The organism is Nostoc sp., from assembly GCF_036917575.1.
In the GTDB taxonomy this organism is placed as follows: domain Bacteria; phylum Cyanobacteriota; class Cyanobacteriia; order Cyanobacteriales; family Nostocaceae; genus Nostoc.
On sequence record NZ_JBALDC010000057.1, the window covers coordinates 61,386 to 74,903 of the forward strand.

Below are 13,518 nucleotides of genomic sequence, written 5' to 3' on the forward strand. Positions count from 1 at the left end.
ACATCAATTTTAGCCAAAACCGATCAAAACTTATTATATTGTTAGAGTTCTTCATTATGGATTAATATTTTTGATATTACTAATTTGTTTATACATATACAAGTAAGTTCCAAGGGTTAGAAACTGGTTCGGAGGATTATTCTCACAATTAAGTTAAGCGATCGCTTGACTTTGCAGCACAGTGTTGCTCATCTCTGCATAAACGTGCAGAGATGATACGATGTCCGGTTGAAGTCTGATCGTTACAGCAGAATTCATGTATTTGAACCACACCTGTCATAGGGGCGCAAAGCTTTGCACCCCTACTGCGTAGTCTATTTACTTAAAAATAGCTGTAAGACGGTAGAGGTAAGATGAAAGAGATTTTTGAGATTATTGCATAGATTCGATAATTATAACTAATTAGCTGGACACGATCTTAGATGCTGAATCTCTGAATACAGTGGACTAATTTCTAGCATTACATCAAGCTCAAACTACTCTTTATACGACTCCAAAATTCCACTGCGAATCATTAGTTGTGGCCAAAACAACACAAAAAATGCCATCCATGTTCCTATAGGGATGGAAACAAGAATTGTTAGCCAGATAGTTTTAAATAGTAACCAGCTACCACCAATCAGTGTTACACCTGTGAGAATTATAGACCAAGGTTGACACCACCAAGGTTTGTAGTTCCAAGGATTTATAGGCTTTTGTTCAGACATTGATTTTATTTAGTCAAACTCCAAATATTCTTTGAACAATTATGAATTGTTTTGACAGATTAAGTTTTATCGTACTCTATTTTTCCATAGTCAAGTTTGATAATACGGTCTGCTAAATGAAAATAGCGATCGTCATGGCTAATCACCAGCACTGTTTTACCCCGCGATCGCAGTTCTGGGAGAAGTTCAGTGTAGAATATTTTCTTGAATACTGGATCTTGATCGGCTGCCCACTCATCAAATAGATAAATTGGTCGATCTTCCAAATAAGCTGTGAGTAAAGCTAGCCGTTTTCGTTGTCCTTGAGAAAGAGCAGTTGTAGAAATTTGTCCATTTTCAATTTTCACCTTATGGTCTAGTTGCAGTTGTTGTAAATATTTTCTGGCTTGAAAATCTAAGTTAGAATTTTTTAAACCTAAAAGTTCTTCAAATAAATAAAAGTCGGAAAATACCACGGAAAAATGCTGGCGATACCATTCTTGATTTTCTTCGATAATTAACCGATCATCAAACCAAACTTCGCCGGTTTCTGGGATATAAAGCCCAGTAATTAGTTTAGCTAATGTAGATTTACCGCTACCATTACCGCCGACAATGAAGACTAATTCTTGAGGATAGAGTGTCAAGTCGATGGGGCCAAAAATAAAGCTATTGTCTTCTTGCTCTGTGTAGTAAGTATGGGTGACACTTTTAAATTTTAAGCTGTGCCAGTCAGATTTCAAAGCAGGTAGAACAGTTGATATTTCAGTTCGACTAGCTAGAGATAAACCCAGTGATTCGATTTTTTGTAAAGCAATGCTGGCTTTGCTTAACAGAGGAAGTTTACTAATGATGTTATCCATTGGTAACACCAAGTAAGTGAAGGTCAAAATGTAGCCAGAGAGAGTTTCGGGATTGATATTAAGTAGATTAGGCAGTACAAACAAAACAAAACCAAGGGCAAAAAAGAATATGAGTTGACCCCAGCTTGAAGTGATGGCAAAAAGGGTTAGACCGTTAACGTTGTGATCGCGGAACTCATTAGCAGTTGATTGTAGCTTTTCTTCTAAAAAGTCTTCACGCCGCCTGTAGTTTAGTTTGAGTTCCTTGACTCCTTCGGTAATGGTGCGAAAATGTTTAAACAGATGATCTTCATCTTCACGAGCTAGGGTTAGTAATTGCCTGCCTCTGTTAAGTAGCCACTGACAACTAGCGATCGCAATTACTGAAATCCCACAAACCATCAGCAGTACTAACCAAGAGAGCCAGGTTATATATGTTATACAACCCAGGACGATCGCTAAATTAATAAAAATGAAGGGCATCTGATAAACAGCATTAGCCACCGCCTGAATGTCTTCTGTTAAAGTTGCTAATAATCGAGGATTTCCTAAGCGTTCTAGATGACTCAATTCAGAAGCGAGAATCTGGCGACTTAAACGCATCCGTAATTGCAAGACTGCATTCTGAGAAAGACGAATCAGCATCACTTGAGAAATGATACTGGTAATTAATGCAACTATTGCTAGCCCTGCAAAACCCGAAATTATCGATGTGAGGCGGGAAGAACCACTGCTACTTGCAGCATGGCTAATTAAGGCAATCAAACCAGCACTACTACCGCCACTCAAAAATCCAGTTGCGATCGCGATCGCTACCATCCCCCACGAAGAACGCAAAAGAAAGTAAATCAGATTCATTACAGATGCCTATACCCAGTTAGACACAACAAAAAATGAAAATCTCTCTTTTTATGTCTCATGCGCGATTTCCATAATAGTTGTTTGCCAACCATTTAAATTTGCATTGCTAGGGTAGATTTTATATTTTACCAGTTAAACACCCCTTCTATGACGATTAATCAGGCAGAAGGCAAGATGGGGCGATTTATAATCTTTAGGACTTTGTTTTGAGCAAAAATACATTTATAATCCCTTCTGCCTTCTACCTTTCTTTGGTAAGCTAGTTGCAATTACAGCTAATTATGTCAATAAACTGTCAAATTACCTGCTTCGTTTTCCAGGGTGAAATTTGCGATGACTGTAAACTTAAAGTCTTTAGAGAACCAAATTAATCTAGCGGACGATTCCAAAACCGCTGCTGTGACTCAAGGAACCCGCTACGTTCCTTTGCATCATCGACGCATTTTATGTATTTTTCCCAAATACAGCCGTTCCTTTGGTACTTTTCATCATGCTTACCCACTTATGGGTAATGTCCGGGCTTTTATGCCACCCCAAGGTATTTTAATTGTGGCTGCCTACTTACCTAAAGAATGGGAAGTCCGGTTTATTGATGAAAATGTCAAATCAGCAACGAGGGCTGATTACCAATGGGCTGATGTGGTGATTGTCAGTGGAATGCACATCCAGAAACCACAGATTAATCAAATTAATGAACTCGCCCATCGAGCCGGCAAAATTACCGTTGTCGGTGGCCCCTCGGTATCTGGATGTCCAGAATATTATCCTGAGTTTGACATTTTAAATTTGGGTGAATTGGGAGATGGAAGCGATCGCATGATCGAATATCTAGACCAAAACTCTCAACGTCCCCAAGCGCAAATTCGCTTTGAAAGCAAGGAACGTCTTCCTTTAACAGAGTTTCCCACCCCAGCTTATCATTTGCTGAATATCAATGATTATTTCTTGGCAAATGTGCAGTTTTCTAGTGGTTGCCCTTATCGCTGCGAGTTTTGCGATATTCCCGAGCTCTATGGCAACAATCCCCGGATGAAAACACCAGAGCAAGTAGTCGCTGAGTTAGATGCAATGCGACAATCTGGCAATTTGGGGGCAGTGTATTTTGTCGATGATAACTTTGTTGGCGATCGCCGCGCCGCCATGAAGTTACTTCCTCACCTAATTGACTGGCAAAAACGCAATGGCTACCCCATCCAGTTTGCTTGTGAAGCAACGCTAAATCTAGCTCAAAGCCCAAAGCTGCTGCAAATGATGCGCGAAGCTTATTTTTGCACAATCTTTTGCGGCATCGAAACACCAGAACCAAATGCTCTCCACGCGATTTCTAAAGACCAAAATCTGAGTATGCCAATTTTAAAAGCGATTCAGGTTTTAAATAGCTATGGTATGGAAGTAGTATCAGGAATCATCATCGGATTAGATACAGACACACCAGAAACAGCAGACCGAATTCTCGAATTTATTCGGGCATCACAAATTCCCATGTTGACAATTAACCTACTTCATGCATTACCAAGAACTCCATTATGGCGGAGATTAGAAGCAGAAGGGCGACTTATTTTTGATGAAAGCCGCGAATCAAATGTTGAGTTTTTGATGCCCTACGAGCAAGTTATTGAGATGTGGCGGCGCTGCATTACAACTGCTTATGAACCGGAATTTTTATATCAACGGTTTGCCTACAACATGGAACACACCTATCCAAACCGGATCGAAGTTCCTAATAGCCCAGCTCGCACTTCTGGGGCTAATATTCGCAAAGGTTTAACTTATTTATCTAATATTTTGCTGCGGATAGGCGTGTTTAGTAACTATCGTCAAACTTTCTGGAAAATGGCCAAGCCAGCACTCAAAGCAGGTGATATTGAAAACTTGGTTCACGTTGGACTTGTGGGACACCATTTAATTAAGTTTGCCCAAGATTGCGCCAAAAATGAAGAATCAGCTTCGTTTTATTCCCAAAAAATCCTTACCAAAGTTCGTAGCTAACTGTTAGAGAAGAGGCACAGAGGCAGAGACAGCGGGAAATGAGGAAGATAAGGGAGCAGCGGCAAAAAAAGACCTACTCCTAGTGTATTGATCTAAATGCAACTTTCTGCATTAGACTTATTGCAAAAGTTAGTGTAGAGTGCCATCCCGAATTTTCTACATATTTGTTGGACTTGCACCATTAATTTTGTTGATCACTGGCTTTGTGACGTGGCGATATCCTTATCAAGCAAAAACTACCAATAGCGATGCCTATGGCAACCCGAAGCAGAAACGCCTAATATAATTGTCACAGTCACGCCCTAATTAACTGACAAATATTATTGCGTACATCAAAGCGGTTGGTAAGGCATCGCCCAATAGAAATGTCACAGTCACACCTGACCCCTTTTATGCCGTTGATACAAGCATCGGCACCTTTAACTTCTATCGGGGCGCGATTGAGTTGTCTAGACTGTTGAATAACTTCAGGACACTTTTATATTGCCTCAATGTCGCCTACCAGGATAGAAATACTTTCATTGAGGGGAGTGGTGATCGAAACTTCTATATTGCACCTGTCATCAGCCTGATGCTGGGTGAACGAACTCGTCTGACCTTAGAAGGCGATTACCAAGACCTAAGTTCTAATTTTCCTAGCGGTCTGCCAACAGACGGAACGCTGTTTCCCGACCCCAACGGATGCGTTCCACCTGATCGTAATCTTAGTAAAGGCACTGAGAAACTTACTCAGGACAGATTTGGATATCGGTTAGAGCATCGGTTTAACGATTAGTTGTCGCTACAAAATCAACTCTAGGATTAATTTCTAATGTCCAGAACGATGATCTTATTATCGACAGTGGCCTTAACCCAGACAATCGAACTGTTAATCGTGGACTTAAAGTATACCCTGGCAACCTACGGAACTCAAGAAAAGTAACCTTGAAGGCACACTCGCGATACTTCCTTGGAAAGACGCAATCAGACTCCTACCTGCTTAACATTGTAAGGGTTGAAAGCCCACAGTCCACGCAGAAGTATTTGGTAGCTAAAAAGCAAGCCATCGCAAAGGAGTGTGGAGCGGCTACATAGGAGTTTTGCATGGTTACGAACAGATCGTTGACCCGACCCTTGGCTGTTGTGACAGGTGCCTCCAACGGCATCGGTTACGAGCTCGCCAAACAGTTTGCTCAAAACGGCTTTGATCTTCTAGTCACAGCCACCGGATCGAGCATTAATGAAGCTGCTCAAGCCTTCGAGGGGCTGGGTGCTAAAGTTGAGACGGTACAGGCCGATCTCGCTAGCTATGACGGAGTTGAAACGCTCTACAACCAGATTAAAGCAACTGGGCGACCAGTGGATGCGATCGCTATCAACGCAGGTGTTGGTGTTGGCGGTGACTTTGCCCGTGAAACCGACTTGAAAGACGAACTTAATCTGATCGATCTAAATGTCGTATCCTCTGTACATCTTGCCAAACGAGTAGTAAAGGATATGGTTGAACGTGGCAAAGGTCGAATCCTTTTCACGTCATCAATCGCCGCTTTGATGCCCGGCCCGTTCGAGACAGTCTACGCCGCCTCCAAGGCTTTTGTCCACTCCTTTTCAGAGGGGCTACGCAACGAGTTGAAGGACACGGGCGTTACCGTCACCGCGCTGATGCCAGGGCCCACCGATACTAACTTCTTCCAACGTGCGGGTATGGACGACACAAAAGTGGGCGCGGATCAAAAGGACGATCCCGCTGAAGTTGCCAAGCAAGGTTTTGAAGCCTTGATGGCAGGTAAGGATCAGATTATCGCCGGTTCGCTGAAAACGAAGCTTCTAGGCACTGTGAGTCAGGTTTTACCTGATACCGTAAATGCTGAACTGCACCGCAAGCTCAGTGAGCCGGGATCAGCGAATAAGTAATTTCATTTAATTGAGCGAATATGCTCAGTTGGCACTTTTATTTAAATTAGAGTGCGATCGCAATCAGGACGTGCGTCTCTTTTGTAGTCACGATCCAGTGGAGTTCAGAGTGTTTGCTGACCAATCTAGCGGCTCTCAAAACTAGATACACTCTCGGTGACCGCAGATGGCTATCTTTACGTTACGGCAAATTAGTTGCATCGTCAGGCGAAATACCAAAAAGGAAAAGATTTGTGGCAGAAGCCTTATACGCTATTTTGCATCTGCATTGACGCTCAATCAGTTCTGCTGCGGTGAATCCAGTTTGACGAAAGGTAATTGACAAAATTCCTGGTAGATGCATTTTTCTTTTAACAACAGGACTTACGCAAAAATTGCCATAAACCTTAATTTATCGAACCGCCAAGACAAGGCAGTGCGTTGGGCGGCTCTGCCGACTTGTACCCCTCTGGGGAAGCAAGCTAGCAAGAGCGTCTCCCCTTCTCCCAAAGGGAGAGGCTAGCGCCAAGGGAAAAGCAACTGCCGTGCCCAGAACGCCAAGAATTCGTAGAGGGTGCGTAAGTCCTAAACAAATAACTTAACTTGAGGAAATTTCAACAAATGAAAGCAGTTTGCTGGCAAGGAACCAATAAAATAGAAGTCGAAACCGTACCCGATCCCAAAATTATTAATCCGCGTGATGCTATTGTTAAAATCACCTCAACGGCGATTTGTGGTTCTGATTTACATCTTTATAATGGCTACAACCCGACGATGCAAAAGGGCGACATCCTGGGTCATGAATTCATGGGAGAAGTCGTTGAGTTGGGGAAAGCTGTCAAAAATGTAAATATAGGCGATCGCGTTGTCGTCCCCTTTACCATTGCCTGCGGCTCGTGTTTCTTCTGCAATCGAGATTTATGGTCGCTATGCGATAACTCCAATCCCAACGCTTGGATGGCAGAAAAAATGCTGGGTCATTCCCCATCGGCTCTTTTCGGCTACTCCCATCTCACAGGCGGGTACGCAGGAGGTCAAGCCGAATATGCCCGTGTTCCCTTTGCCGATGTTGGTTTGTTCAAGATTCCAGATGGACTAACAGACGAACAGGTTTTGTTTTTGACCGATATCTACCCCACCGGATACATGGCTGCGGAAAACTGTGACATCCAGCCCGGAGATACTGTGGCAATCTGGGGTTGCGGGCCAGTTGGGCAATTTGGGATTAGAAGCGCCTTTCTTCTTGGTGCTGAACGAGTCATTGCAATCGATCGCGTTCCCGAACGCCTGCAGATGGCAAAAGCTGGCGGGGCAGAAATCCTCAACTATGAAGAAGTTGAGGTGGGTGAAGCCCTAAAAGAAATGACGGGTGGACGCGGCCCCGACTCGGTTATGGATGCGGTGGGTATGGAAGCTCACGGTTTGGGTTTGGAAGGCTTCTATGACAAGGCCAAGCAAGCAGTGCGTCTAGAGACTGATCGCCCCAATGTGCTACGTCAAGCGATCGTTGCCTGTCGCAAAGGCGGCACCGTGTCCGTTCCCGGTGTTTACACGGGTTTTGTAGATAAAATACCGATGGGGGCTTTTGTGAATAAAGGCTTGACCATGAAAACGGGACAAACACACGTTCATCGGTACTTGCGTCCGTTGCTCGATCACGTTCAGAAAGGCGATATCGATCCATCATTTATAATTACTCATCGTCTACCGCTAGAACAAGCACCGCACGGCTACCAAATTTTCAATGACAAGCAGGACAACTGTATCAAGATCGTACTCAAGCCAGGTCAGTCCACTTAAAACCTTTTGATGCGCCCACGGCTTAATGCCGTGGGATTCATGTGTAGAACAACCCCTAGTTTTGTGCTTACTTTTAATTGTTGTAATCTTAGTGTCAAGCTACATGGACATCTTGAAACCGCTAGTTATTAAATAAAAATCTATATCTATAAGTAGATGTGATAATTTACAGTGTTATGGACATTAAAAGACCATATTAAATTCAAGTTCATCTATGACCACAAAGCCTTGGGATGCTCAACTTGCTCACTGGCTAGTTAGACCTCTAAAAGACAGTTGGATAAGCCCCAATTATCTCACCACTGTCCGACTTGTAACTGGGTTGGCGGCTGCCGTAGCGATTGCAGTTGGTGATACTATTTGGGTTAACGTTGGAGCATGGCTATTTGCTTTATCTAACTTTCTCGATCACACAGACGGTGAATTAGCTCGTTTGAGTGGGAAAAGCAGCAAATGGGGACATCAGTATGACCTTGTTAGTGATGCCATCATCCACATTCTTTTGTTTGTGTGTATTGGATATGGTCTGAGAGAGGAAAAATTTGGTTGGTGGGCGTTGGTGATGGGGATATTATCTGGCGTGTCTGTTGCTTGCATCTTTCATTTGCGAAACCAAATGGAACAGCGTTTAGGTAAAGACGCCAGCCGTCAACCAAATTTCGCCGGGTTTGACATTGAAGACGTGCTGTATTTGTTTCCCATAGTTACCTTACTGAATGGATTAGAGCCGTTACTAATGGCAGCGACAATTGGTGCGCCAACCTTTGCTTTATGGGTAATTTGGCAATTTCGGGCACTCCCGCAGCCTGAATCAAACTAATATAACGGGGCATTGGGTAGAAAGCTAATAAAATAGGCTTTTTAGGTTATTGAATGCATAATCAAATTTTGCGATCGCCTACAGTGAGTACGCCATCGTACTTTCTAAACTTGGTAACAAATATCTTTTTACCGAAAGTCTAACGTTATTGGGGTAAAGCGAGAAACCCTAATCATTAAACTACTTGACACTGACTTAGCGTATTGCTAAGTTAATCCTAGGTTAAACAAGTTGCAATCTATGCGTCAACTTAGCAATACGCTAAATTGATACATAGATGTTGTAAAACCTAAATTTGAAGAGATGCACAGAAGACACCACATGGAGCTATACATGATCTTTACCATAAGAAAACTCATTTATTATGCACATTATTTCTACGACAACGCTGAAACTTTTTTATCAAAAGTATCCTGATGCTGAGTCTAGTTTACGTGGTTGGAACAAAGTGGCAAAATCAGCTAAGTGGCAGAATATTGTTGAAGTTCGCCAAGCTTTTAACTCTGCCGATCCAGTAGGTGAATTTACAGTTTTTAATATTCAAGGAAATAAGTATCGCCTTATTACTTATATTGATTATCAAAGCAAAAAAATATTTATTCGTAATATAATAACCCATACAGAGTACGATACCGAAAAATGGAAAAATGACCCTTGGTTTAAATAAACGTCCTACATACATTGAGCTACTACAAGCATTTCCTCCTCGTCCGATCAAAACTGAGGAGGAGTTATTTGCAACCCAAAAAATTATTGATTCTCTGATAGATAGTGCCCCGTTAACATCAGATGAAAAAGATTATCTTAATATTTTAGGCACTCTAGTTTACGAATATGAACAAACACAGCAGCCTGTACCTGATATTTATGGAGTAGATTTACTTCAGGTTTTGATAGAAGAAAATGGGCTACTCCAAAAAGATTTAGTACCCATTTTCAAAACAGAATCTATTATATCGGCCATCTTGAAAAAGCGCCGTAAATTAACAACTAGACACATTGAAGAACTAGCAGAGTTTTTTCATATTTCACCTGCTGCGTTCTTCCCAAACTATCTTGAATAACTCGTGATTAGTTAAGTGTGGAAGTACAATAGTTTAAATAGTTCTACAATTACTAGAGTGAATGATATGTTTATTTTTGCAATCCTCTATTAGTATCAAATTACCAATGGAGCTTCAGACTGAAATTGATAAAGCTATCGCAGTTGTTGATTACCAGAAACTTCAAGCTGAGTTTCAAGTTCAAAATGAATTGTTGGTAGTGGAGAACTTTCTTCCTAACTCCATCATCGAGCAGTTATTGGCGCTGTTACCATCTTTGCAACCTGCTATCAACCGCAACTATATTCCTAATCATAAAAAGGGCGGTAGTATCAGCCGTTATAGCTTAGATAGCATTGCTCCGATTTTTGGAGAGTTTTATCAACTCAGTGCCTTTTTTGACTTCCTCAACAAAATTACCGCAGAAAAACTCCTTCCCTGTCCTGATACCGATCCCCATACTTACGCGCTGTACTATTACACTGAGCCTGGAGATCATATTCAATATCATTACGATACCTCTTATTATCACGGCAAACGCTATACAGTGTTACTTGGTTTGGTTGATAATTCATCTAGTAAGTTGGAATATCAACTCTACAAAGATATTCCAGAACGAGAAACGCAAACGCGATCGCTCTCCATAACCCCTGGTACTCTAGTATTATTTAATGGTGACAAACTTTACCACAGAGTTACTCCTTTGGGTGAAAATGAACGGCGCATTGTCTTAACTTTGGAGTATGTCACCGACACCCGCATGGGTATGCTAAAACGTTTTGTCTCGAATATGAAAGATGCGATCGCCTATTTTGGTTTTCGCCAAGTGTTTCGCTCTTAACACCACCAGATTGCATCCCTCTTGCTCCATGTTAAGAATTAATTAACAAATATTGTCTTGAGCAAAAAACAGTCATTATAAAATACTGGGAAATTTCCAGATTTCCTGGTTATCTGAGCTACTGGTGGTGACTTGACGATGAAGGCAATTATCTTAGCTGCCGGCGTTGGACGACGCTTAGGTAAAGATGGGCAAAATCAACCCAAATGCTTACTGAAATTTAACGGCAAATCTTTATTAGAGCGCCATTTGAACAATCTCCGTGATTACCAAATTGATGAAGTAGTGATTGCTGTGGGTTATCAAGCAGAAAAAATTCAGGATGAAATCAAAGCATTAGGAGCCGAAAATTGGGTCAGTACAATTTATAATCCTGACTACACTAAAGGCAGTACAATCAGCCTTTGGACTGTACGTCAGCATTTAATTGTTGGCGATGACATATTATTAATGGATGCAGATGTGTTGTGCGATCGCCGCATCATCAAACGACTTGTAAAGACAAATATCCCCAACAGCTTTTTACTAGATCGGGATTTTGAACCGGGAGATGAACCCGTGAAGCTTTGTGTTAGAGATAATTATCTAGTGGAGTTTCGCAAACAAGTAGCTCCTGGTTTTGCTTATGATTTTGTCGGTGAGTCGGTGGGATTCTTTCGCTTTGGAAGTTCTGTTGCTCACCGTCTTGCTACTCGTACACAAAAGTATGTTGCAGACGGACTGGATAATGAACCTTATGAAGAAGCCATTCGGGATCTGCTCTTAGAAACTCCAGAAACATTTGGCTACGAAGACATCACTGGATTACCTTGGCTTGAAATTGATTTTCCCCAGGATATTCAACGTGCCCAAAACGAGATTTTACCTCAGATAGAACTCGCAGAAAATGTCTGAAAATATTTTCATTTATTATATAGGTTGAAAAAAGCAGAATAAATGCATCAAATATTTGCACCCATTAACACCTCTGCAAAATTAAATAAAAGTGCCCAATTACGGTTATTACTAGAATCGCCTCAACTGGACTTCATTATGGAAGCTCACAATGGGATTAGCGCCCGAATTGTGGAAGAGGCTGGATTTAAAGGAATTTGGGCGAGTGGATTAGCCCTTTCGGCTCAATATGGCGTTCGAGATAATAATGAAGCCAGTTGGACTCAAGTTGTAGAAATGCTGGAGTTCATGTCTGATGTTACCAGTATCCCGATTTTATTAGATGGAGATACCGGTTATGGCAACTTTAATAATATGCGCCGCCTGGTGAAAAAGTTAGAACAGCGAGGTATTGCTGGAGTCTGTATTGAAGATAAGCTTTTTCCCAAAACCAACAGCTTCATCAACGGTAGTCGCCAAGCTTTAGCTGATATTGATGAATTCTGCGGCAAAATTAAGGCGGGTAAAGATAGTCAGACAGACCCAGATTTTTGCATCGTCGCCCGACTCGAAGCTTTGATAGCCGGGTGGGATCTCTCTGAAGCACTGCGCCGAGCTGAAGCTTACCACGCCGCCGGAGCAAACGCCATTCTGGTTCACAGTAAATCATCGCGTCCTGACCAAGTGTTAGCCTTTGCTAAAGAGTGGGCGGGTCGTTCTCCGTTAGTGATTATACCGACCAAATATTACAGCACGCCTACTGATGTTTTTCGCAAAGCTGAAGTTAATTTGGTCATTTGGGCAAACCATCTGATTCGAGCTGCTGTTGCTAGTATGCAAGCGATCGCCCGTGAAGTGAAAGCTAGCGAAACTTTAATCAACATTGAAGATGATATTGCTTCCGTAAAAGAAATTTTCCGGCTACAGGGGGCGGATGAACTCCAAGAAGCTGAAAAACGCTATTTTAACAATGGACGACAAAATACCCAAGCGATCGTTCTGGCTGCCAGCAGAGGCCAAGAATTAGCAGGATTGACGCAAGATAAACCAAAAGTCATGTTACCCCTTGGAGGTAAACCCCTACTCAGGTTGTTGGTGGACAAATTCAAGAAACTTGCCATCAATGATATTACCGTTGTCGCCGGTTACAAAGCAGAAACTATTAATGTTCCGGGGACTAAAGTCATCCGTAACCCAGATTATGAAACAACGGGAGAATTAGCATCCTTAGCCGTAGCTCAAGCTAGTTTTGGCGATGAGATGCTGGTGCTTTATGGGGATTTATTATTTAGAAGCTACATCCTACGAGATTTATTAGAATGTCCTGGAGAAATTGTGGCTGTAGTTGATTCTGTGGTCAACAGCCAGTCTGTTAGCGGTTCACCTGACTACGCTTATTGCTCAATTCCAGACGATCTTTCTCTGTTTGGACAGGATGTTAACCTGTTGAACGTTTCTAAAACAACACAAACACAATTCGGAAAGTCTAGCGGACGCTGGATTGGGATGTTGCGCCTACGAAGTCAAGGTAGAGAGTGGGTGAGTGAAGCACTTAATGAATTGCAAAAACGGCCAGAATTCAATAGTCTGGGTTTGCCAGAATTATGCAATTATTTAATCGAGCAAGGCAAACCGATTAAGGTGCTTTATATTCGCGGTAACTGGTTAGATGTTAATTCTTTGGATGATCTTGACCTTGCTTTTCAATTGAAACAATAGAGAATGGGGACTGGGGACTGGGGATTGGGGAATAGTAAGTTATAAGCTTGAGGCTTTGAGTTCAAAGGGTGAAGTTTCGAGTTCAGAGGTCGAAGTTCCCAGTTCAGAGGTCGAATTAATAATCTTTCCTCTCTAGTCCCTAATCCCCAGTCCCCAGTCCCCAATTTCCAAT

Annotated in this window: 14 protein-coding genes; 12 read left to right on the forward strand and 2 right to left on the reverse strand. The window is 42.1% G+C overall.

Annotation, left to right across the window (positions count from 1 at the left end; genetic code table 11):
* Window positions 1–476: 476 nt before the first annotated feature.
* Window positions 477–707, reverse strand: coding sequence for a DUF6737 family protein (locus V7K79_RS17475; RefSeq protein ID WP_335049265.1), 231 nt, complete (start codon window positions 705–707; stop codon window positions 477–479).
* Window positions 708–766: 59 nt separating this feature from the next.
* Window positions 767–2,386, reverse strand: a complete 1,620-nt coding sequence (locus V7K79_RS17480) for a cyclic peptide export ABC transporter (RefSeq protein WP_335049266.1) — start codon at window positions 2,384–2,386, stop codon at window positions 767–769.
* 336 nt (window positions 2,387–2,722) lie between these two features.
* Between V7K79_RS17480 and V7K79_RS17485 the strand changes: the two genes are divergently transcribed.
* From V7K79_RS17485 to aepX, 12 genes are all read left to right on the forward strand, one after another.
* Window positions 2,723–4,378, forward strand: a complete 1,656-nt coding sequence (locus tag V7K79_RS17485; RefSeq protein WP_335049267.1) for a B12-binding domain-containing radical SAM protein — start codon at window positions 2,723–2,725, stop codon at window positions 4,376–4,378.
* A gap of 139 nt (window positions 4,379–4,517) precedes the next feature.
* A complete protein-coding gene (locus V7K79_RS17490; protein ID WP_335049268.1) occupies window positions 4,518–4,664 on the forward strand; it encodes a hypothetical protein in 147 nt (48 codons plus the stop codon).
* Between the two features lie 171 nt (window positions 4,665–4,835).
* Complete coding sequence (locus V7K79_RS17495; RefSeq protein WP_335049269.1) at window positions 4,836–5,153, forward strand: hypothetical protein; 318 nt, start codon at window positions 4,836–4,838, stop codon at window positions 5,151–5,153.
* 347 nt (window positions 5,154–5,500) lie between these two features.
* On the forward strand, window positions 5,501–6,271 hold the full coding sequence (locus tag V7K79_RS17500; RefSeq protein ID WP_335049294.1) for an SDR family NAD(P)-dependent oxidoreductase: 771 nt from the start codon (window positions 5,501–5,503) through the stop codon (window positions 6,269–6,271).
* Window positions 6,272–6,384: 113 nt separating this feature from the next.
* A complete protein-coding gene (locus V7K79_RS17505) occupies window positions 6,385–6,543 on the forward strand; it encodes a hypothetical protein (protein ID WP_335049270.1) in 159 nt (52 codons plus the stop codon).
* A 328-nt stretch (window positions 6,544–6,871) separates the two neighbouring features.
* Window positions 6,872–8,050, forward strand: a complete 1,179-nt coding sequence (locus V7K79_RS17510; protein ID WP_335049271.1) for a zinc-dependent alcohol dehydrogenase — start codon at window positions 6,872–6,874, stop codon at window positions 8,048–8,050.
* A 214-nt stretch (window positions 8,051–8,264) separates the two neighbouring features.
* Window positions 8,265–8,870 (forward strand): CDP-alcohol phosphatidyltransferase family protein, encoded by a 606-nt coding sequence (locus tag V7K79_RS17515; protein WP_335049272.1) that lies wholly within the window; start codon window positions 8,265–8,267, stop codon window positions 8,868–8,870.
* 364 nt (window positions 8,871–9,234) lie between these two features.
* The gene (locus tag V7K79_RS17520) at window positions 9,235–9,537 is read left to right on the forward strand and encodes a type II toxin-antitoxin system HigB family toxin (RefSeq protein WP_335049273.1); all 303 of its coding nucleotides are present in this window, start codon (window positions 9,235–9,237) and stop codon (window positions 9,535–9,537) included.
* Window positions 9,518–9,934, forward strand: coding sequence for a helix-turn-helix domain-containing protein (locus tag V7K79_RS17525; RefSeq protein ID WP_335049274.1), 417 nt, complete (start codon window positions 9,518–9,520; stop codon window positions 9,932–9,934). Before V7K79_RS17520 ends, V7K79_RS17525 begins: the two co-directional genes overlap by 20 nt.
* Window positions 9,935–10,040: 106 nt before the next feature.
* Complete coding sequence (locus V7K79_RS17530; RefSeq protein WP_335049275.1) at window positions 10,041–10,754, forward strand: 2OG-Fe(II) oxygenase; 714 nt, start codon at window positions 10,041–10,043, stop codon at window positions 10,752–10,754.
* A 138-nt stretch (window positions 10,755–10,892) separates the two neighbouring features.
* A complete protein-coding gene (locus V7K79_RS17535; RefSeq protein WP_335049276.1) occupies window positions 10,893–11,648 on the forward strand; it encodes a phosphocholine cytidylyltransferase family protein in 756 nt (251 codons plus the stop codon).
* Between the two features lie 42 nt (window positions 11,649–11,690).
* Window positions 11,691–13,346, forward strand: a complete 1,656-nt coding sequence (gene aepX, locus V7K79_RS17540) for a phosphoenolpyruvate mutase (protein ID WP_335049277.1) — start codon at window positions 11,691–11,693, stop codon at window positions 13,344–13,346.
* The last annotated feature ends 172 nt before the right edge of the window (window positions 13,347–13,518 follow it).

Bases quoted from the DNA above. Each gene is read 5' to 3' on its own strand.
- V7K79_RS17475 (WP_335049265.1), bottom strand. From the start codon at position 707: ATGTCTGAACAAAAGCCTATAAATCCTTGGAACTACAAACCTTGGTGG.
- V7K79_RS17480 (WP_335049266.1), bottom strand. From the start codon at position 2,386: ATGAATCTGATTTACTTTCTTTTGCGTTCTTCGTGGGGGATGGTAGCG.
- V7K79_RS17485 (WP_335049267.1), top strand. From the start codon at position 2,723: ATGACTGTAAACTTAAAGTCTTTAGAGAACCAAATTAATCTAGCGGAC.
- V7K79_RS17510 (WP_335049271.1), top strand. From the start codon at position 6,872: ATGAAAGCAGTTTGCTGGCAAGGAACCAATAAAATAGAAGTCGAAACC.
- V7K79_RS17515 (WP_335049272.1), top strand. From the start codon at position 8,265: ATGACCACAAAGCCTTGGGATGCTCAACTTGCTCACTGGCTAGTTAGA.
- V7K79_RS17520 (WP_335049273.1), top strand. From the start codon at position 9,235: ATGCACATTATTTCTACGACAACGCTGAAACTTTTTTATCAAAAGTAT.
- V7K79_RS17525 (WP_335049274.1), top strand. From the start codon at position 9,518: ATGACCCTTGGTTTAAATAAACGTCCTACATACATTGAGCTACTACAA.
- V7K79_RS17530 (WP_335049275.1), top strand. From the start codon at position 10,041: ATGGAGCTTCAGACTGAAATTGATAAAGCTATCGCAGTTGTTGATTAC.
- V7K79_RS17535 (WP_335049276.1), top strand. From the start codon at position 10,893: ATGAAGGCAATTATCTTAGCTGCCGGCGTTGGACGACGCTTAGGTAAA.
- aepX (WP_335049277.1), top strand. From the start codon at position 11,691: ATGCATCAAATATTTGCACCCATTAACACCTCTGCAAAATTAAATAAA.